We start from the raw sequence: 21396 nt of genomic DNA, 5'->3' as shown, positions 1-21396 counted from the left end.
TGACTTTGATATTTTTGAAAATTGATGATTAATTCAAAAGTGCGTCCAATTGCACTTGTAATTCCGCAGAAGAAGGTCTTGCAGCATCAGCACTTACAATTTTTCCGGTTGGATCTATCAAAATAAACCTCGGAATACTGTTAATTCCATAGTCTTTTATGAATTGAGAATTCCAATCATTATCTGCAAAAAGTTGTACACCACCCAATTCTTTATCTTTGATTAAAGCTTTCCATTTCTCTACATCTTTTTGCACATCAACAGAGATACTTACAAATGAAATATTTTTGCCTTTGTACTTTTCTTCTGTTTTTTTCAAAAAAGGAATTTCAGCACGACAAGGACCGCACCAAGTTGCCCAAACATCAATGTAAACATACTTCCCTTTAAAATCCTCTAATTTTGTTTTGCCTCCGGCATAATTATCATAATTAAAAGAAGGCGACATGGTATTCACCAATTTGCTTTTGGCTAAATTCGCTTCATAATTCATTTTGTAATAACGAACGATTCCGTTATAATTATCATCAATACTTTTCTTTTGAAGGTCAATAAAAACAGGATCTAATTTTGTGTTTTCTAAGCGTTTTAAATCATCTGCTTTTTTCTTGTCAAGTCCATTCAAAAAATCAACTTCCGTTGCAGCAAGCAAACTACCCATATCGGTTTGTTCTTCAAATAAGGAATTCTTGGCTAAAAAATTATTCTCCAAAGCTCCTTTTCCGGTATAAGTTATCGACTCATCGAACATTTTAGTGTCCATTTTTAAGGTCAAATCAAATCCATTTTTCAAATACACTATTGTAAATTCATTACCATCCGATAAACTATATCTTCCCGGGACAACATTCAACGTGTCTTTAAAAACACCTTCACTACTAATCTGAATTTTTTTAATCAATTTATTTTTGCTGTCAGTAATGAAAATTGCATCACTGTTGTTATTGGCTATCTCGCCACGAAAAGTCATATACTTGTTTTTCTGAGCCATACCACTCAACGTGCTGATTAATACGAGTGCGGTAAAAAATAATTTCTTCATAATTAATGGGTTTTAATTTATAGCATCCCAAATCTAAAGAAATTACTTATGAAGATTTTAAACATTAACATAACTTTTCATTTTAAATTCTATCTCCTGTATAGTTTTCTGAATTAATTTGATTTTTGTGTTTACTTTTGCAGTCTAAAATTTAAATCATGTACAGAAGTCATAATTGTGGTGAACTAAACGCCTCACATATCAATACAGAAGTTACACTTGCAGGCTGGGTTCAGAAATCCAGAGATAAAGGTTTTATGAATTGGGTCGATTTGCGTGATCGTTATGGAATAACCCAATTAATTTTTGACGAAAGTCGTTCCGAAAAATCAGTTTTTGAAGCCGCTAAAACCTTAGGTCGTGAATTTGTAATTCAGGTAAAAGGAACCGTTATAGAGCGTGAAGCCAAAAATAAAAATATCCCGACTGGTGAAATCGAAATTTTAGTCACTGAACTGACTATTTTGAATGCCGCTTTGACTCCTCCTTTTACGATTGAAGATGAAACAGATGGTGGTGAAGATATCCGAATGAAATACCGTTACTTGGACATTCGAAGAAATCCGGTAAAAAACAGTTTACTTTTTCGTCACAAAGTAGCCATGGAAGTTAGAAAATACCTTTCGGACTTGGATTTTTGCGAAGTAGAAACGCCTTATTTAATCAAATCAACTCCAGAAGGAGCCAGAGATTTTGTTGTTCCAAGTAGAATGAATGAAGGACAATTCTATGCATTACCACAATCGCCACAAACCTTCAAACAATTATTGATGGTGGGCGGAATGGATAAATATTTTCAAATTGTAAAATGTTTCCGTGACGAAGATTTACGTGCCGACAGACAACCGGAGTTTACACAAATTGACTGCGAAATGGCTTTTGTGGAACAAGAAGATATTTTGAATGTTTTTGAAGGACTAACCAGACATTTACTAAAAGAAATAAAAGGAATTGAAGTAGATAAATTTCCTCGCATCACCTACGATTATGCGATGAAAACCTATGGAAATGACAAACCGGATATTCGTTTCGGAATGGAATTTGGCGAATTAAACGAAGTCGCACAGCACAAAGAATTTCCAGTATTTAATGCTGCAGAATTAGTGGTTGGAATTGCTGTTCCCGGAGCTGGAAACTACACTCGTAAAGAAATTGACGGATTGATTGACTGGGTAAAGCGTCCACAAGTAGGCGCCAGCGGAATGGTTTATGTAAAATGCAATGACGATGGAACCTATAAATCATCCGTAGATAAATTCTACGACCAAGACGATTTGTCCCAATGGGCAAAAATCACCGGCGCAAAACCTGGAGATATGATTTTTGTACTTTCAGGACCTGCCGATAAAACCCGTGGACAATTAAGTGCTTTGCGTATGGAATTAGCCACTCGATTAGGATTGAGAAACCCAGCCGAATTTGCACCACTCTGGGTAGTTGATTTTCCTTTATTAGAATTTGACGAAGAAAGCGGTCGTTACCACGCGATGCACCATCCATTTACTTCTCCAAAACCGGAAGACATGCACTTATTAGAAACCAATCCGGGAAAAGTTCGTGCCAATGCTTATGATATGGTTCTGAATGGAAATGAAATAGGCGGCGGTTCTATTCGTATTCATGATAAAGCGACACAACAGTTAATGTTCAAATATTTAGGTTTTACCGAAGAAGAAGCTAAAGCACAATTTGGGTTCCTTATGGATGCTTTCCAATTTGGTGCTCCACCACACGGAGGATTAGCTTTTGGACTAGACAGACTGGTTGCTATTTTAGGTGGACAAGAAACAATTCGAGATTTTATTGCTTTCCCAAAAAACAATTCAGGCAGAGATGTAATGATAGATGCGCCATCAATAATTGATGACTCACAACTAAAAGAGCTGCATATAAAATTAGACCTAAAGTAGTTCATCGATTTTATTTACTGGAAAACGTTGAATATCAATATTTTTACAAAATAAAAATACAAGAACGTCTTTCGTATTATATTAAATATTACATTTGCTCCATTATAAATTATTATTACTATTACAATGCGTACAGGTACAGTTAAATTTTTCAATGAATCTAAAGGTTACGGATTCATTACAGACGAAGAAACAGGAAAAGACATTTTTGTTCATGCATCAGGAATCAACGCGGAAGAATTGCGCGAAGGTGACAGAGTTAGCTATGAAGAAGAAGAAGGAAGAAAAGGAAAAGTTGCTGCGAAAGTAGCAGTTATCTAAGCTTAAAAATACATATTTTTAAGCCTACGAATGGCTAAAACGTCTCGATGTACTTCGGGACGTTTTTTTTGTGCTTTAACGAAATTTTTAGATCTAAAAAACAAAAACAATAATTCTTATTTGTAATCAATAAAAATAAAGGGGTATTTGTATTTTTCGAAAGACTAAATAGTCCTTTAAACTTGTGTTTTAAATACATGAAAGCTATCTTTGTGTCTTATTTTTACGCAACATAAAAAATTAGTATGCAATCCGATCAATTAAATTACATTCCAATCATTATGCAATTAATCTTAGCAGTAGGATTTGTTGCAGGAACCATATTTGTATCTGGGAAATTAGGTCCAAAAAGAAACTCTGAAAGCAAAGATAAAAATTTCGAATGCGGTATCGAATCCGTTGGAAATGCTCGTATCCCGTTTTCTGTAAAATACTTTTTGGTTGCCATTTTGTTCGTTTTATTTGACGTTGAGGTAATTTTTCTTTACCCTTGGGCGATCAACTTCAAGGAGTTAGGAATGGAAGGAATGGTAAAAATGGTTATTTTTATGCTTTTACTTTTGGTGGGCTTTTTCTACATCATCAAAAAGAAAGCCTTAGAGTGGGAATAAAAATTTATTTTAAATGCTGAATTTTATTTAAAATTCAAATTTTATAATTCAAAACAATAAAAAATGAGTGATTCAAATATAAACATGGTTGCCCCTCCTGAAGGTGTTGTTGGTGAAGGTTTCTTTGCCACAAAACTAAATGATGTTGTAGGTTTGGCACGTGCCAATTCGCTTTGGCCTTTACCTTTTGCTACATCTTGTTGCGGAATTGAATTTATGGCTACAATGGCATCTCATTACGATTTAGCGCGATTTGGTTCCGAGCGTGTGAGTTTTTCTCCTCGTCAAGCGGATATGCTAATGGTTATGGGAACTATTTCAAAAAAAATGGCTCCTATTTTACGCCAAGTTTACGAGCAAATGTCTGAACCACGTTGGGTAATTGCTGTTGGTGCTTGCGCTTCATCAGGCGGAATTTTCGATACGTATTCTGTTTTACAAGGGATTGACAAAGTAATTCCCGTAGATGTTTATGTTCCAGGATGCCCTCCAAGACCAGAACAAATTGTAGACGGTGTAATGAAATTGCAAGAATTAGTAAAAAACGAATCCGTGAGAAGAAGAAGTTCTCCAGAGTATCAAGAATTATTAGCTTCTTATAATATCAAATAACAAGATGGCTTTAGAAACAATAGAAATTCAAGATAAATTAGTTGAAACCTTTGGTTCAGCAGTTTTTCAATTCAATCAGGAAAAAGATATTTTTTCATTTGAAGCAGATGCCGATAAAATTACGGCTGTTATTCTTTTTTTGAAAAATGATCCAACATTACGTTTCCATTTTTTAACTGATTTATGTGGTGTACACTATCCCGATAATGAAGAAGAAAGACAATTTGCAGTGGTGTATCATTTGCATAATTGGTATGAAAACAAACGTATCAAAATAAAAGCCTTTATTAATGGTGAAAAACCAGAAATAAAAACGATATCTAATATTTTCTTGAGTTCAAACTGGATGGAAAGAGAAACATATGATTTTTACGGAATCAATTTCATAGGTCATCCACAGTTAAAACGAATTTTGAATATGGATGAAATGGTTTCTTTTCCGATGCGAAAAGAATTCCCGATGGAAGACAGCGGAAGAACGGATAAAGATGACCGTTTCTTTGGAAGAACACCATCAAATTGCTAAAAACACAATATATAATTTTTCACATTCAATAAATGTCAGAACTATTATTACCACCAGAGCATCGCTATGCTAAAATAATCAAAGAGAGACACAACGAAGACGGAAGCGAGCTTTCGATTTTGAATTTAGGTCCAACTCACCCAGCCACACATGGTATTTTTCAAAATATCTTGTTAATGGACGGAGAGAAAATTCTCGAAGCAGAGCCAACTATTGGTTACATCCACAGAGCTTTCGAAAAAATTGCCGAAAATCGCCCTTTTTATCAAATTACGCCACTTACAGACCGAATGAACTATTGCTCCTCTCCTATTAATAATATGGGATGGTGGATGACATTAGAAAAATTATTAGGTGTTGAAGTTCCAAAAAGAGCTCAATATTTAAGAGTTATTGTAATGGAATTGGCAAGAATTACAGACCACTTAATCTGTAACTCTATCCTTGGAGTTGATACTGGAGCGTATACTGGCTTTTTATATGTTTTTCAATTCAGAGAAAAAGTTTACGAGATTTATGAAGAAATTTGTGGCGCTCGTTTAACTACAAATATGGGAAGAATTGGTGGTTTCGAAAGAGATTGGTCACCAGAAGCTTTCCGCAAATTAGATGTGTTTTTAGAAGAATTTCCAGTTGCTTGGAAAGAGTTTGAAAACCTTTTTGAAAGAAACAGAATTTTTATTGACCGAACCGTTAATGTAGGAGCTATTTCGGCTGAACAAGCTATGGCTTACGGTTTCACAGGTCCAAACCTTCGTGCTGCTGGTGTAGATTATGATGTTCGTGTGGCACAACCTTACAGTTCATACGAAGATTTTGACTTTATTGTTCCTGTTGGAAAATCTGGAGATACTTATGATCGTTTCTGTGTTCGTAATGCAGAAGTGTGGGAAAGTTTAAGCATCATCAAACAAGCTTTGGCCAAAATGCCGGAAGGAAATGAATATCATGCAGATGTTCCTGAATATTACTTGCCTCCAAAAGAAGATGTGTATCACAACATGGAATCTTTAATTTATCACTTCAAGATTGTAATGGGAGAAGTTCCTGTTCCGGTGGCAGAAATATACCATCCTGTAGAAGGAGGAAACGGAGAACTCGGTTTTTATTTAGTAACTGACGGAAGTCGTACGCCTTACAGATTGCACTTTAGAAGACCTTGTTTCATTTATTATCAGGCATATCCTGAAATGATTAAAGGAGCTTTGCTTTCGGATGCAATTGTTATTTTATCAAGTTTAAATGTTATTGCCGGAGAATTAGACGCATAAATTATGGAACGTACCTATCACAAACAAGAAATAAACATGACTGAAACATTGATGAATCGCATCAATGAATTAATTAGTCATTATCCTGAAGATAAAAGAAAATCAGCTTTGTTGCCTGTTTTACATGAAGTTCAGGATGCACATGAAAATTGGTTGAGTATTGAATTAATGAACAAGGTTGCCGAAATTATACAGATTAAACCAATTGAGGTTTATGAAGTAGTTTCTTTTTACACCATGTTTAACCAAAAACCAATAGGAAAATACATGTTCGAATTCTGTCAAACGTCTCCTTGTTGTTTGAATGGAGCCGAAAACTTGATGGACTATACTTGTGAAAAACTAGGTATAAATCTAGGCGAAACAACCGAAGACGGAAACTTTACCGTTGTTGGTGTTGAATGTTTAGGTGCTTGTGGATATGCTCCAATGATGCAATTGGGTGATTTTTACAAAGAACACTTAAACGAACAAAAAATCGATCAGTTAATCGACGATTGCAAAAACAATACAATAATATTACACGATAAATAAGATGTCACAAAAAATATTATTAGATAAAATCAATATCCCAGGAATCAAAACCTACGAAGTTTATCGCGCAAACGGCGGTTATGCTTCTGTAGAAAAAGCATTAAAAACCCTAACTCCGGACGAAGTTGTTGAAGAAGTGAAAACTTCAGGATTACGTGGTCGTGGTGGAGCTGGTTTCCCTGCCGGAATGAAATGGAGTTTTATTGATAAAAAATCAGGAAAACCAAGACATTTGGTTTGTAATGCCGATGAGTCTGAGCCGGGAACATTCAAAGATCGTTATTTGATGGAATTTATTCCTCATTTATTGATTGAAGGAATGATTACTTCCAGTTACGCATTGGGTGCCAATCGTTCGTATATCTACATTCGTGGAGAATACATGTGGGTTTACAAAATATTAGAAAGAGCCATTGCCGAAGCTAAGGCTGCAGGATTTTTGGGTAAAAATATATTAGGTTCAGGTTTCGACTTAGAACTTCATGTTCATTGTGGAGCCGGAGCTTACATTTGTGGTGAAGAAACTGCATTAATTGAATCATTGGAAGGAAAACGTGGAAATCCACGTATCAAACCTCCATTTCCTGCAGTATCAGGACTTTGGGCAAATCCAACAGTAGTAAATAACGTTGAAACTATCGCTGCTGTGCCATGGATTGTAAACAATTCAGGTGCTGATTATGCTAAAATTGGTATTGGTCGTTCTACTGGTACTAAATTAATTTCAGCTTCAGGACACATCAAAAATCCTGGTGTTTACGAAATTGAATTGGGATTAAGCGTTTACGAATTCATGAATTCTGATGAATATTTAGGCGGAATGAGTTCTGACAGACCTTTGAAAGCATTCGTGCCCGGAGGAAGTTCAGTTCCCGTTTTACCTGCTAATTTAATCTACAAAACAGCGGCCGGTGAAGACCGATTGATGTCATACGAATCTTTAAGTGACGGTGGTTTTGCTACCGGATCAATGTTAGGTTCAGGTGGATTTATTGTATATAATGACACGTCTTGTATCGTTCGTAATACTTGGAATTTCTCTCGCTTTTACCACCACGAAAGTTGTGGACAATGCACACCATGTCGTGAAGGAACGGGTTGGTTAGAAAAAGTATTGCACCGAATTGAAAATGGTCACGGTCGTGAAGAAGATATTGAATTGCTGTTAAGCATTCAAAGCAAAATTGAAGGGAATACGATTTGTCCTTTAGGTGACGCTGCTTCTTGGCCTGTAGCTGCTGCGATTCGTCACTTTAGAGATGAGTTTGAATATCACATTCGTTTTCCGGAAAAAATAAAACACAGAGACCATTTTGTGAATGAGCCTTTTGAAAAAGTAAAGCATTTAGTAGCAAAACAAACAGTATAGTTAAAATTTAAAAATCTAGAATTTAAAATTCTGATTTTAGACAATAAGACCTAAAAAAATGAAAGTAACAATAGACGGTCAGTCAATAGAAGTAGAACCAGGGACAACCATCCTGCAAGCAGCCCGTATGATTGGTGGGGAAGTAGTTCCACCAGCAATGTGCTATTATTCTAAACTAAAAGGAAGCGGTGGTAAATGTCGTTGTTGTTTAGTAGAAGTTGCCAAAGGGAGTGAAGCAGATCCGAGACCAATGCCAAAATTAATGGCTTCCTGTGTAACGGGTTGTATGGACGGAATGGAAGTAAACAGTAAATCTTCTGAAAGAGTAACCGAAGCCAGAAAATCAGTAACTGAATTTTTATTAATCAATCACCCATTAGATTGCCCGGTTTGTGATCAGGCAGGAGAATGTGATTTGCAAAATTTGAGTTTTGAGCATGGAAAATCTCAAAGTCGTTACATAGAAGAAAAAAGAACATTTGAACCGGAAGATATTGGTCCAAATATTCAATTGCATATGAACCGTTGTATTTTATGTCAACGTTGTGTACAAGTTGCGGATCAATTGACCGATAACAGAGTACATGGTGTAATGGATCGCGGGGATCATGCTAATATTTCTACTTGTATTTCAAAAGCGATTGACAATGAGTTTTCCGGAAATATGATTGACGTATGTCCTGTAGGCGCTTTGACTGATAAAACTTTTAGATTCAAATCAAGAGTTTGGTTCAACAAACCATATAATGCACACAGAGAATGTACAACTCCAGGATGTTGCGGAAAAACAACCGTTTGGATGTTTGGTGGAGAAATACAACGTGTTACCGGTCGTAAAGATGAGTATCATGAAGTAGAAGAATTCATCTGTAACAGTTGTCGTTTTGACCATAAAGATGTTAACGATTGGACTATTGAAGGACCAAGAGCTTTTGAAAAAGACTCCGTAATCAATCAAAACAAATACAATCGTAAATTAGAGAAAGTTGTTATTAACACAGAAGAGACTATCCTTTTAGGTAGAGAAGAAGATCGTAAAAAAATTAGTATGGCTGAAATTCCATTGAAACCTAATGACCAAACTTGTTAAAAATGGATAGTACGTTTATTATAGAAAAAAGTGTTGTTATTGTTGTAGTTTTTGCTGTGACAATGATTATGGCAATGTACTCTACTTGGGCGGAACGTAAAGTGGCTGCTTTTTTACAAGACAGAGTTGGTCCCAATCGTGCCGGTTTTGGTGGATTATTACAACCACTTGCTGATGGTTTAAAATTATTTTCGAAAGAAGAATTTGAACCAAATACTCCAAATCGATTCTTATTTTTTGTAGGTCCTGCTATTGCCATGAGTACGGCTTTAATGACCAGTGCAGTAATTCCTTGGGGAGACAAATTACATATTTTTGGTAGAGACGTTTTACTACAAGCTACTGATTTGAATATTGGATTGTTATACTTCTTCGGAGTAGTTTCTGTGGGAGTTTACGGAATCATGATTGGTGGATGGGCATCGAATAATAAGTTCTCTTTGATGGGAGCGGTTCGTGCAGCTTCGCAGATGGTTTCATATGAAGTAGCGATGGGATTATCAATGATTGCTTTGTTGATGATGACTGGTACTTTGAGTTTAAGAGAAATTTCTGCGCAACAAGCCGGAATGAACTGGAATGTATTTTACCAACCGCTATCATTCTTAATCTTTTTGATTTGTGCTTTTGCAGAAACAAACAGAACACCATTTGACTTAGCGGAATGCGAAAGTGAATTAATTGGAGGATACCATACGGAATATTCTTCGATGAAAATGGGATTCTATTTGTTTGCTGAATATGCTAATATGTTTATTTCTTCTACGATTTTAGCGATTTTATTCTTTGGAGGTTATAATTATCCGGGAATGAGTTGGGTTGTTGAAAACGTTGGGGTGAATATTGGAAATATCATCGGAATTATTGTTTTATTTGCAAAAATTTGTGGGTTCATCTTTTTCTATATGTGGATTCGCTGGACGATTCCGAGATTCAGATACGATCAATTGATGCATTTGGGATGGAGAATATTAATTCCGCTATCTATCATCAATATTATGATTACAGGAATTGTGATTTTAAGAAGCGATATTGCTGCTTATTTAGGATTCTAATTAAATACGAAAAGCCCTAGCCCTGATAGTAGTGAAATCCTTTATCCTGAAACAAGTTCAGGATAAAAGATTGCAACGAATAGCAGGATTAGCTTCAAATAAAAAATAAAAATGTCAATAGAAACTATATCATTATCGGGTAGAAAGAAGATGGTCTCGAACAAAGAGATGACTTTTTTGGAGCGCATGTATCTTATAGCAATTGTAAAAGGGTTGTTTATTACGATTAAACACTTTTTTAAGAAAAAAGCAACGATTCAGTATCCGGAACAAGTTCGTGAAATGAGTCCTGTATATCGTGGTCAACACATGTTGAAACGCGATGAAGAGGGGCGCGAAAACTGTACGGCTTGTGGTTTGTGTGCTTTGTCCTGCCCTGCAGAAGCGATTACTATGAAAGCGGCAGAACGCAGAGCGGATGAAAAACATTTGTACCGAGAAGAAAAGTATGCCGAAATATATGAAATCAATATGTTGCGTTGTATTTTTTGCGGTTTGTGCGAAGAGGCTTGTCCGAAAGATGCGATTTACTTGACAACCTCAAAAGTATTGGTTCCTTCGAGCTACGAAAGAGAAGATTTTATTTTTGGAAAAGATAAATTGGTTATGCCTCTGGAAATGGCCATAAAAAATGCTCAACTTAAAAACGCTAACTAATGTCTATATTACTTATACTTTTTTGCGTATTAGCCGCAATCACATTATCAACAGCATTTTTGACCATTTTTAGTCGAAATCCGATTCACAGTGCTATTTACTTAGTGATTTGTTTCTTCTCGATTGCCGGACATTATTTGTTATTGAATGCACAGTTTTTAGCCATAGTTCATGTAATTGTATATTCGGGAGCGATTATGATTTTGTTCTTATTTACCATCATGTTGATGAACTTAAATAAAGAAAATGAAGTACACAAACCAAGAATTACAAGGCTTGGTGCTTTGGTTTCTTTTTGTTTAATCTGTTTGGTTTTAATTGCTATTTTCATCAATTCTAAACCTATTGTTGGCGAATATATTGCAACTGGTGAAGATTATCAATCTATCAAAGTGTTGGGTAAAATACTATTGAACGAATATATGGTTCCTTTCGAATTTGCATCAATATTGCTTTTGGTAGCGATGATTGGTACTGTTCTATTGTCTAAAAAAGAAAAATTGCAGAAATAATATGAATAATATTTTAAATCAAATTGGTATAGAAAATTATATCTTCCTGAGCATTATCCTTTTTTGTATTGGAATCTTTGGAGTTTTATACAGACGAAATGCCATTATCGTTTTCATGTCTATCGAAATTATGTTGAATGCGGTAAACTTATTGTTTGTGGCTTTTTCGACCTATCACCAAGATGCACAAGGACAGGTTTTCGTGTTTTTCTCGATGGCTGTTGCTGCGGCGGAAGTTGCTGTAGGATTAGCAATTTTAGTGTCGATATTCAGAAATTCAGGTTCGATTAGTATCGATAATTTAAAAAACTTAAAAGGATAAATGGAAATGAATACCAATATAGCTTTAGTTTTAGTTCTTGCTCCTTTTTTAGGATTTTTAACCAATGTTTTCTTTGGAAAGAGCCTTGGGAAATCGGTTTCAGGAATTATCGGAACCCTTTCGGTTGTGGTTTCTTTTGCTGCAACTTTATATTTTTTCGGAGGGATTTCATCAAATCCTGCAGGAATACAAGTTTCTCTTTTTGAATGGATTCAAATCAGTACTTTCAAATTAGATTTTGGCTTTCTTTTAGATCAATTGTCTATTTTATGGCTGCTTTTTGTAACCGGAATTGGATCATTGATTCATTTATATTCTATCAGTTACATGCACGACGATGAAAATATGCATAAGTTCTTTGCGTATTTGAATTTGTTTGTATTCTTCATGATTACGTTAGTTATCGGAAGTAATTTATTAGTGATGTTCATTGGTTGGGAAGGCGTTGGTCTTTGCTCCTACTTACTAATTGGATTTTGGTATAAAAACCAAGAATTTAATGATGCTGCAAAAAAGGCATTCATTATGAACCGTATTGGAGATTTAGGATTGTTAATCGGAATATTTATTCTTGGACATTTATTTTCTACATTAGATTATGCTACTTTAAAAACGGCAATTGCTGGTGCAACTGACCTTAATATGTATTGGCTTTCTGCTGCCGCTTTTGCACTGTTTATTGGAGCTTGTGGAAAATCAGCACAAATTCCATTATACACTTGGTTGCCGGATGCAATGGCTGGACCAACACCAGTTTCGGCTTTGATTCACGCAGCGACAATGGTTACCGCGGGTATTTTTATGATTACACGATTGAACTTTTTGTTTGATTTGACACCAGATGTTCAAAATATAATTGCAATTGTTGGAGCTATAACGGCATTGGTTGCTGCAACTATTGGTTTAGTACAAAATGACATCAAAAAAGTATTAGCTTATTCTACTGTATCTCAATTGGGATTAATGTTTTTAGCTTTAGGATTAGGCGCTTATGAAGTAGCTGTTTTCCACGTAATCACACATGCTTTCTTCAAAGCTTGTTTGTTCTTGGGTTCAGGTTCTGTGATTCACGCTTTACATGGAGAACAAGACATGCGCAAAATGGGTGGATTGAAAAAAGTAATGCCAATAACCTATGCAACCATGTTAATTTCTTCTTTGGCAATTTCTGGAGTTCCTTTGTTCTCAGGATTTTTCTCAAAAGACGAAATTTTATTAGTGGCTTTTCATCATAACATTCCGTTATGGATTGTCGCTTCTATTGCTTCAATTATGACAGCATTTTATATGTTCCGATTGATATTCTTGACATTCTTTAAAGAATTTAGAGGTACCGAAGAACAAAAACATCATTTGCATGAAAGTCCTGCTTTAATTACATTTCCTTTAATCATTTTGGCAATCCTTGCTACTATTGGAGGAATCATCAGTTTACCTGGACACAGTTGGCTGAACGGTTATTTAACTCCTATTTTGCCAAAATTAGCTTCGGCAGAACACCATTTAGGGATAACCGAATATATTTTAATGGCAATCGCTGTTATCGGAGGTTTAGTTGGGATAGTAATTGCATACATCAAATACATTAAACAAAACACTCTTCCTGATGCAGATGCTGAAATTACAGGAATCACAAAAGTGTTGTACAACAAATATTATGTAGATGAAATCTATGACTATTTATTTGTAAAATCGGTAAAAGGATTATCTCGTTTCTTTAGAGACGATGTAGAAACCGCATTATCTGCATTGGTTTTTGGATTAGGAAAAGTAACCAACGAAATCAGTTTTCAAGGTAAAAAAATACAGAACGGAAGTGTTGGATTATACCTTTTTGCTTTTGTTTTAGGGCTTTGCGCCATTATTTCCTATTTATTTTTAGCTCAATAATTTAATACTATGAATGTATCTCTTATATTAATTATTCTTTTGGTTGGTGCTTTTACCACTTATATAGCCGGTGATAAGTTTGCTTCGAAAGTAGCTTTGTTCTTCAGCTTAGCGGCTTTAGGCTGTTCAATTGTAGTATTAAACCACTACAATTTAGGCGAAAATATCAGTTTAATCAACCAATGGATTACTAAACCGAATGTTTCTTTTGCCTTAAAAGCGGATGGATTATCATTAGCCATGCTTTTATTGACAACTGCTTTGACTCCAATAATTATATTTTCTTCTTTTGGGAATGATTATAAAAATGCAAAAGCTTTTTATGCTTTAATTCTTTTCATGGCATTTGCTATGGCAGGAACGTTCTTAGCTGCTGATGGACTTTTATATTACATATTCTGGGAATTATCATTGATTCCTATTTACTTTATCGCTTTAATTTGGGGTAACGGAGATGCTGAAGAACGTAAAAAAGCAGTAGTAAAATTCTTTATCTACACCCTGGCAGGTTCTTTATTCATGCTAGTGGCGTTTGTTTATTTGTACCAAAAAGCAGGTAGTTTCCTTATAGAAGATTTATACAAAATCAACTTATCAGCTGCTGAACAATTATGGATTTTCTTAGCTTTCTTTTTAGCATATGCTATCAAAATTCCTTTGATTCCATTTCATACTTGGCAAGCAAAAGTTTACCAAAAAGCACCAACAGTTGGAACTATGCTTTTGTCAGGAATTATGCTTAAAATGGGATTATACAGTGTAATCCGTTGGCAATTACCTTTGGCACCATTAGCTGCAAAAGAATATATGTTTATATTCATTGCTATAGGAATTGCCGGTGTTATTTATGGTTCAATCGTAGCTTTGAGACAAAAAGATTTGAAAAAATTATTGGCATACTCTTCACTAGCTCACGTTGGATTAATTGCTGCCGGAACGTACACTTTAACTTTAGACGGTTTAAACGGAGCGGTTTTACAAATGATTGCTCACGGTTTTGTAGTCGTTGGTTTGTTCTTTGTAGCTGAAATTATTTTTAGAAGATACGAAACAAGAGTAATTGCAGAAATGGGCGGAATTCGTGCTCAATCTCCAAAATTTACTTCTATGTTTTTAATATTGGTTCTAGCTTCTGTAGCTTTACCATCTACTTTTAACTTTGTTGGAGAATTCACCGTATTGTACAGCCTTTCACAAATAAATATTTGGTTTGCCATTTTAGGGGGAACAACCATTATTTTAGGAGCGTATTATATGTTGAAAATGTTTCAATATGCCATGTTGGGGGAAACTAATTCAAAATTATTCGCAGATGTTACCGCAAATGAAGGAATCACTTTGGTGCTCATCATTGCCGTTTTATTCTTTTTTGGATTGTATCCAAAACCAATCGTAGATTTGATTACACCAAGTCTTCAAGAAATTTTAACACAAATAAACAGAATTAACTAAGTCAAATAAAAAATGAATACATTAATAGCTATAATAGGATTAGGTGTTTTATGCCTTTTATTTGAAATTTTTAATTTAAGAAAAGCCATTGTTCCGGTAACAATTATCGGACTGCTTGCGGTTCTTGGACTAACAGTATCCGAATTTAATTCAACCGAAAGTTACTACAATAACATGATTACTGTAAGTAAGTTCTCGACTGCTTTCTCTTCATTATTTATTGTACTTACTATATTTTTGGTAGGTTTAGGACATAATTTCTACGAAAATCATCAAAATAAAATTTCTGATTTTATTGCCATAAAAGTATTTTTATTGGCAGGAGCCGTTGCTATGGTTTCTTTTGGAAACTTAGCTATGTTCTTCTTAGGAATCGAAGTTTTATCTATTTCCTTATACATTTTAGCGGCAAGCGACCGATTGAATTTAAAAAGTAACGAAGCCGGAATGAAATATTTCCTTATGGGATCTTTTGCCTCTGGAATTTTATTGTTTGGTATTTGTTTAATTTACGGAGCAATGGGAAGTTTTGATGTAATTGAAATCAGTGAATTATCACAATCAGCTGAATTACCAATTTGGTTTCCAATTGGAATTGCTTTATTGACTATTGGAATGTTTTTCAAAATCGCCGCAGTTCCTTTTCATTTCTGGGCACCAGATGTATATGAAGGTTCGCCAGCTTTGACAACAGCATTGATGAGTACATTAGCCAAAGTAGTTGCAATGGCAACTTTGTACAAATTATTATCAGTTATGAATGCCGATATTTCAGAAGCATTTAAAATTGTAGTTGTAGTTATTTCTATGACTTCAATGACCGTTGGAAACATCATGGCTTTAAGACAAGTCAATGTCAAACGTATGTTGGCATTTTCAGGGATTTCTCACGCTGGTTTTATGTTAATGACTTTATTGAGTTTATCTACCTCTGCGGGTAGTTTATTATATTACACATCTGCTTATTCATTAGCTGGAATCGCTGCTTTCAGCGTAATTTTATACGTTTGTAAAAACAGAGACAACGAAGATATTACCAATTTCCACGGATTAGGAAAAAGCAATCCTTTATTGGCCGCTATCCTAACTGCATCTTTACTCTCTATGGCTGGAATTCCAATTTTTGCAGGATTCTTTGCTAAGTTAGTTTTATTCAGTCAAACCATTCAAGATGGATATATTGCTCTGGTTATTGTAGCAGTAATCAATTCTATCATCAGTGTTGGATACTACTTCAAATTAATTTTAGCGATGTATACCAAAGAACCAAATGAAGAAAGAACCGGAAGACCTTTTATGATTTATGCGGTCGCTGTTGTTGCAATTGCTTTGAATATCATCATTGGTTTATTTCCTTCATTAGTATTGGATATATTAGGATAAAATCCTTTTTAATAAAATATAAAAAAACCATCAAGAGTAATTTTGATGGTTTTTTGGTTTATTAAAAAAAACTTAAAAGTACAAAAGCTACAAACCGAATTGATTAGTTTTGTGATTATAACTCAATTTTACAACAAAAATAATTTTTCAGTTCATGCAAAACACATTAAACATACAAATCTGGTCGGATATCATGTGTCCGTTTTGTTACATAGGAAAAAGAAGAATTGAAGAAGCACTTCAACATTTTGAGCATAAAGATTCTGTTACTATTGAATGGAAAAGCTTTCAATTAGATGCTGGTTTCATTGCAACTCCTGAGGACAACATGGTAGAACATCTAGCAGAAAAGTATAGAAAAGACAAGGATTGGGCACAAGAAATGCTCGATAACATGACCCAAAATGCAAAAAATGCCGGATTGGATTTTCATTTTGAAAAAGCAATTTTAGCCAATTCATTTCATGCACATCGTTTGTTGCATTTAGCAAAAAAGTACGATTTGGCAAATAACTTAGAAGAATTATTGTTTAAGGCCTATTTGACCGAAGGAAAGAACGTTAATGATTTAAACACATTAACCGCATTAGGACTAGAAGTTGGACTGGAGACCGAAGAAATTCAAAACGTATTACATTCTGATGCTTTCGCAAAAGAAGTAAAAGAGGATATCAAAGAAGCTAATTCAATTGGCGTGCAAGGTGTTCCTTTTTTTGTTTTCGATAATAAATATGCTGTTTCCGGAGCGCAACACGCAACTACTTTCTTGAAAACATTAGAAAAAGTGTGGGAAGAAGGAAATTTTGAATCGAAAATAACGGTATTAAATACAAATGCCGAGAATAGTTGTGACATTAATGGTTGTGACTAAAAAACAAGAAATAACTTAAAACAAAAGTCCCGTTGATACCAATACCAACGGGACTTTTTAACTAACCAATTATACAAAATTATTATCTTTTATCTACTCTAATATCTAAACTCCCGGTTACTTTTGTACTTTGAACCTTAGTTTTTGCTCCTGTAGTTCTATAATAGTATTGATCCTCATCATTTGAATTTTGGTTATTTCCATAATCCTGATCATTATTGCCATAATTGTTTTGGCTGTATTCATAGGCTCTACGTCCTTTTACGTTCCCAATAAAATCAACAATTTGACCACGACGATTATAAATAATTTGTAATCCGCCAACTTGTTCTAAAGCAAAACGATTGTAAGACATATATACTGAACCAACTCGTTTAATTCTATTATATGCATCGTAGTTAATAAATACATTTCCAATACGTCTTACTTTTCCTGAATTATCATGTTGCACTTTTATACCGTAATTTTGGTTTCGAGAATTTGAAGGCGCACCATATGTTCTATTTACAACTTTCGCTTTTGTTGATTTATAATACATATCGTTACCACTTGATGGGCGTGTATTAAAATCAAATTGTCCGTCAGGAAACACAAAAAACTCGATTCCTCTTTCGGTGAATACAATTGGTTCCGCATTTCTAACATCAACAGGCAATCCTCTCTCATGAGAAAAATTGGTTTTTTCTGTTGCATTCGCTACACCACTTCCAATAAGAAAGATACTAGCTACTAAAAAGGTAATTTTTTTCATAATCAATACAATTTATGTTTTGCCTACTCTTGAGCTTTTCGGCTTTCGCTATATTTATTTGATTCGGTATATCCAAGTAGCGTGCCAAAATTTTGAATACCCGTTTCATACTTATGAATTACAAACAGGTTTTAGGTATTTAAAACACTCAATATCAATTTATTAAAAAACAAAAATAAATACGAAATATCATTTTTAAGAAAAGACTATTTATGTTTTTTTTAAGAATACCTTCTCTTTACGAATATTTTTTCTTATTGTTAAGAATGAAAAGAACTAAAATTAGAAATCATTTTTTATTGCTGACCATGGAGAAATAACCTTGATGAATGTTTTGTCTTTACCTATAAATCTTTAAATTTACTTTATACCGAACAGACTATTTTGTTTGCAAAAGGATATGAAAAACTATAAAAAATGATTAACAAAAGTGAAAGTCCAAAAATAATTCGTTGGGGAATAATAGGATGTGGTAATGTTACTGAAGTAAAAAGTGGCCCCGCATACCAGAAAACGGAAGGTTTTAAAATTGAAGCAGTAATGCGAAGAGATGCTGATAAAGCTGCCGATTATGCTAAAAGACATGGCATACAGAAATATTATACTAATGCCGATGACTTAATTAATGATACTGATATAGATGCCATATATATTGCAACGCCACCAGATACTCATAAATATTACGGACTTAAAGTGGCAATAGCCGGAAAAATTTGCTGTATCGAAAAACCTTTGGCACCAAATTACCAAGATTGTATTAGCATTTATGAAGCTTTTGAAGAAAAAAATATCCCTTTATTTGTTGCCTATTACAGGCGCACACTTCCTCGCTTTGAACAAATAAAAAAATGGCTTGATACCAACAGCATTGGTGAAATCAGGCATATACGATGGCATTTGAGCAAACCAACTTCTGAGCAAGATAAATCAGGAACATACAATTGGAGAACTGACTCTGAGATCGCTACTGGAGGTTATTTTGATGATTTGGCCAGTCATGGATTAGATTTGTTTATTCATCTTTTAGGAAATATAAAAGAGGTTTCCGGTATAAGTCTCAATCAGCAAGGTTTGTATTCATCCAAAGATGCAGTGACAGCTTGTTGGGCTCATGAAACTGGAGTCACCGGAACCGGAAGTTGGAATTTTGGTTGCTATGAACGAGAAGATAAAGTAGAAATTTATGGCAGTAAAGGTAAAATAATCTTCTCTGTTTTTGAAAATATCCCTTTAGTCCTTTCTAACGAAGAAGGAGAAACTGCTTTAGACATAGAGCATCCAGAGAATATTCAGTTGTATCATGTACAACAAATGAGGGAACATCTATTAGGTAATAGCACACATCCATCAAATGGTTTTACAGCAGCCCATACCAACTGGGTTATGGATAAAATAACAGGAAATATATGAAAACAAAAAAAACAGCTCCGTTAAAGAGCTGTTTTAATTACTACAATTTTATTTTAATAACTATCTTACAGCTACTGTTTCAGTAAATGTTTTATTATCATATGACATTACAAAAGTATACTTCTCACGTGGTACACTAGTTATATCAAAAAACTTGTCTACAGTTTGTTGTCCTTCAAAAACATTGTTGTAAACCTCATTCCCATCCGTATCGTAAATCAAAACACTAACTGGAGATTTGTCTAAATTTAAAATACTTAACGACACTTTCCCATTATTGTTTAACACTATTGGTTTGTATACTTCAGAAAGCGCTAAATCAGATAATGTAGCTGTTTCACCAACAACTGTAATTGCATATTTTGCAATTTTCATTTCTGTTTCTGCTTCTAAATAATATGTTCCTTCAGGTAAAGCAGCAAGATCGTAAGTTCTATTAATATGACCATTTGAGCTAATACGTTCTGTATGAATTAATTTATCGCTTGTATCATAAATAGATAACTCAATATTTTTTACTTCATTTAAAGCAAAACTTACTGTTTTTCCTTTCTCTTTTTTCACGTTAAGTGAAAAATCAGCTTCTCCAGCTTGTGCACTAATAGCAGTTAATATTAAAGCAAATATTAAACTAAGTTTTAAAAAATTTTTCATAATCGTTCTTTTTAGATTTATAATCTTTTATCTGTTACAAATTTAGAGCAATAGATCAATCATCTATAACACAGTATTTCCCATTTTGTGTTCTATATTACCTTTTACGAAAACGTTTTAGGTTAAAATATGACAATATTACATCTATTTTGGTTAATTTTATCCAAATTCTAAACTTATGGAATTATGAAAGTAATACAACCAACCTTAGAAATCATAACACCATCTTTTGGTAGTTCCTTTTCGTTTTCTAAATATGTAGAAAATGCCAATAGCAAAGCGCACCTCTGGCATTATCATCCCGAAATCGAATTGGTTTATATAAACGGAGGCTCCGGCAAACGACAAGTAGGAAGCCATGTTTCCTATTATAATGACGGCGACCTTATATTAATTGGAAGTAATTTGCCGCACTGTGGATTCACTAATGAACAAACCGGCAACACAAATGAAACCGTGATTCAAATGAAACCGGACTTTCTGGGAAATGATTTTTTTGATATTTCAGAAATGAAAAATATTCGAAACCTATTTGATCAAGCCAAAGCAGGAATAGCATTTGGTGGAGAAACCAAGAAAATAATAGGCCACAAAATTGAAGCTATGGATGGCCAGTCGCAATTAGAGAAACTATTGAGCTTACTAGCCATCTTAAATGAACTGGAATTATCCGAAGAATTTAAAGTACTCAACGCCGAGGGATTTTCTATGGAAATGCAAATGCAGGATAACGACCGAATTAATACTGTTTTCAATCATGTGAAAGATCATTTTCAAGAAGCCATCACCTTAGAGGAAGTTGCTGTTTTGGTGAGTATGACTGTGCCTTCTTTTTGTCGGTATTTCAAAAAAATTACTAATAAAACGTTTACCAAATTTGTGAATGATTACCGCTTGGTTCATGCATCAAAGCTACTGGCCGAAAAACCCATAAGCATCACGGAAATTTGTTACGAAAGCGGATTTAACAATTTCAGTTATTTTAATAAATCATTCAAAGAGTTTACGGGGAAAAGTGCTTCACAATACCGTCAGGAACTGCGCTCAGTATTGAAATAATAGAACAACTCTATTTCCTTCAATACTAATATATGTTGCAAAATTGATTTATATTTCTTAAAATTGAATCTGTTTTACTTATCAACAGTTCCAA

The 21396-nt window shown here is 34.3% G+C and carries 22 protein-coding genes; 19 read left to right on the top strand and 3 right to left on the bottom strand.

Going from position 1 to position 21396, the window contains the following annotated elements; translation table 11 throughout:
- Nucleotides 1-28: 28 nt before the first annotated feature.
- On the bottom strand, nt 29-1042 hold the full coding sequence (locus tag O6P34_RS05555; protein ID WP_269686334.1) for a TlpA family protein disulfide reductase: 1014 nt from the start codon (nt 1040-1042) through the stop codon (nt 29-31).
- Nucleotides 1043-1200: 158 nt separating this feature from the next.
- On the opposite strand from O6P34_RS05555, the gene aspS reads away from it, so the two are divergent.
- From aspS to O6P34_RS05470, 17 genes are all read left to right on the top strand, one after another.
- The gene (gene aspS, locus O6P34_RS05550) at nt 1201-2952 is read left to right on the top strand and encodes an aspartate--tRNA ligase (protein ID WP_269686333.1); all 1752 of its coding nucleotides are present in this window, start codon (nt 1201-1203) and stop codon (nt 2950-2952) included.
- Between the two features lie 126 nt (nt 2953-3078).
- Nucleotides 3079-3273, top strand: coding sequence for a cold-shock protein (locus O6P34_RS05545; RefSeq protein WP_007137066.1), 195 nt, complete (start codon nt 3079-3081; stop codon nt 3271-3273).
- A gap of 245 nt (nt 3274-3518) precedes the next feature.
- Complete coding sequence (locus O6P34_RS05540; RefSeq protein WP_269686332.1) at nt 3519-3884, top strand: NADH-quinone oxidoreductase subunit A; 366 nt, start codon at nt 3519-3521, stop codon at nt 3882-3884.
- A 63-nt stretch (nt 3885-3947) separates the two neighbouring features.
- Complete coding sequence (locus O6P34_RS05535; RefSeq protein ID WP_269686331.1) at nt 3948-4496, top strand: NADH-quinone oxidoreductase subunit B; 549 nt, start codon at nt 3948-3950, stop codon at nt 4494-4496.
- Nucleotides 4497-4500: 4 nt separating this feature from the next.
- Nucleotides 4501-5022 carry an NADH-quinone oxidoreductase subunit C gene (locus O6P34_RS05530; RefSeq protein ID WP_269686330.1) on the top strand — a complete coding sequence of 174 codons (522 nt, stop codon included), beginning with the start codon at nt 4501-4503 and terminating at the stop codon, nt 5020-5022.
- 32 nt (nt 5023-5054) lie between these two features.
- Nucleotides 5055-6293 (top strand): NADH-quinone oxidoreductase subunit D, encoded by a 1239-nt coding sequence (locus O6P34_RS05525; protein ID WP_269686329.1) that lies wholly within the window; start codon nt 5055-5057, stop codon nt 6291-6293.
- A 3-nt stretch (nt 6294-6296) separates the two neighbouring features.
- Nucleotides 6297-6827 carry a complex I 24 kDa subunit family protein gene (locus tag O6P34_RS05520; RefSeq protein ID WP_269686328.1) on the top strand — a complete coding sequence of 177 codons (531 nt, stop codon included), beginning with the start codon at nt 6297-6299 and terminating at the stop codon, nt 6825-6827.
- Between the two features lies 1 nt (nt 6828).
- Nucleotides 6829-8196 (top strand): NADH-quinone oxidoreductase subunit NuoF, encoded by a 1368-nt coding sequence (gene nuoF / locus O6P34_RS05515; protein ID WP_269686327.1) that lies wholly within the window; start codon nt 6829-6831, stop codon nt 8194-8196.
- Nucleotides 8197-8254: 58 nt separating this feature from the next.
- Nucleotides 8255-9286, top strand: a complete 1032-nt coding sequence (locus O6P34_RS05510; protein ID WP_269686326.1) for an NADH-quinone oxidoreductase subunit G — start codon at nt 8255-8257, stop codon at nt 9284-9286.
- Nucleotides 9287-9288: 2 nt separating this feature from the next.
- Nucleotides 9289-10341 carry an NADH-quinone oxidoreductase subunit NuoH gene (gene nuoH, locus O6P34_RS05505; RefSeq protein ID WP_269686325.1) on the top strand — a complete coding sequence of 351 codons (1053 nt, stop codon included), beginning with the start codon at nt 9289-9291 and terminating at the stop codon, nt 10339-10341.
- 111 nt (nt 10342-10452) lie between these two features.
- Nucleotides 10453-10998: a NuoI/complex I 23 kDa subunit family protein gene (locus O6P34_RS05500; protein ID WP_269686324.1), complete on the top strand. Its 546-nt coding sequence runs from the start codon at nt 10453-10455 to the stop codon at nt 10996-10998.
- Entirely contained in the window at nt 10998-11510 is a 513-nt protein-coding gene (locus O6P34_RS05495; RefSeq protein WP_269686323.1) for an NADH-quinone oxidoreductase subunit J family protein, read from the top strand. Before O6P34_RS05500 ends, O6P34_RS05495 begins: the two co-directional genes overlap by 1 nt.
- 1 nt (nt 11511) lies before the next feature.
- Entirely contained in the window at nt 11512-11832 is a 321-nt protein-coding gene (gene nuoK / locus O6P34_RS05490; RefSeq protein ID WP_269686322.1) for an NADH-quinone oxidoreductase subunit NuoK, read from the top strand.
- Between the two features lie 6 nt (nt 11833-11838).
- Nucleotides 11839-13722, top strand: a complete 1884-nt coding sequence (gene nuoL / locus O6P34_RS05485; protein WP_269686321.1) for an NADH-quinone oxidoreductase subunit L — start codon at nt 11839-11841, stop codon at nt 13720-13722.
- Between the two features lie 9 nt (nt 13723-13731).
- Nucleotides 13732-15174, top strand: coding sequence for a complex I subunit 4 family protein (locus O6P34_RS05480; RefSeq protein ID WP_269686320.1), 1443 nt, complete (start codon nt 13732-13734; stop codon nt 15172-15174).
- Between the two features lie 12 nt (nt 15175-15186).
- Nucleotides 15187-16557, top strand: coding sequence for an NADH-quinone oxidoreductase subunit N (locus O6P34_RS05475; protein WP_269686319.1), 1371 nt, complete (start codon nt 15187-15189; stop codon nt 16555-16557).
- Nucleotides 16558-16711: 154 nt separating this feature from the next.
- Complete coding sequence (locus O6P34_RS05470; RefSeq protein ID WP_269686318.1) at nt 16712-17428, top strand: DsbA family oxidoreductase; 717 nt, start codon at nt 16712-16714, stop codon at nt 17426-17428.
- Nucleotides 17429-17510: 82 nt separating this feature from the next.
- Here the strand turns inward: O6P34_RS05470 and O6P34_RS05465 are convergent, their stop codons facing one another.
- Nucleotides 17511-18179 carry a hypothetical protein gene (locus O6P34_RS05465; RefSeq protein WP_269686317.1) on the bottom strand — a complete coding sequence of 223 codons (669 nt, stop codon included), beginning with the start codon at nt 18177-18179 and terminating at the stop codon, nt 17511-17513.
- Between the two features lie 417 nt (nt 18180-18596).
- Here O6P34_RS05465 and O6P34_RS05460 point away from each other — a divergent pair, with 417 nt between their 5' ends.
- Nucleotides 18597-19589 carry a Gfo/Idh/MocA family protein gene (locus O6P34_RS05460; RefSeq protein ID WP_269686316.1) on the top strand — a complete coding sequence of 331 codons (993 nt, stop codon included), beginning with the start codon at nt 18597-18599 and terminating at the stop codon, nt 19587-19589.
- Between the two features lie 60 nt (nt 19590-19649).
- Here the strand turns inward: O6P34_RS05460 and O6P34_RS05455 are convergent, their stop codons facing one another.
- Entirely contained in the window at nt 19650-20243 is a 594-nt protein-coding gene (locus O6P34_RS05455) for a T9SS type A sorting domain-containing protein (protein WP_269686315.1), read from the bottom strand.
- Nucleotides 20244-20429: 186 nt separating this feature from the next.
- Here O6P34_RS05455 and O6P34_RS05450 point away from each other — a divergent pair, with 186 nt between their 5' ends.
- Complete coding sequence (locus O6P34_RS05450; protein WP_269686314.1) at nt 20430-21302, top strand: AraC family transcriptional regulator; 873 nt, start codon at nt 20430-20432, stop codon at nt 21300-21302.
- Nucleotides 21303-21396 lie beyond the last annotated feature (94 nt).

The sequence above is a fragment of the Flavobacterium lacustre genome (genome assembly GCF_027474525.2).
In the GTDB taxonomy this organism is placed as follows: Bacteria; Bacteroidota; Bacteroidia; order Flavobacteriales; family Flavobacteriaceae; genus Flavobacterium; species Flavobacterium lacustre.
This window is presented reverse-complemented; position numbering and strand designations above follow the sequence as displayed.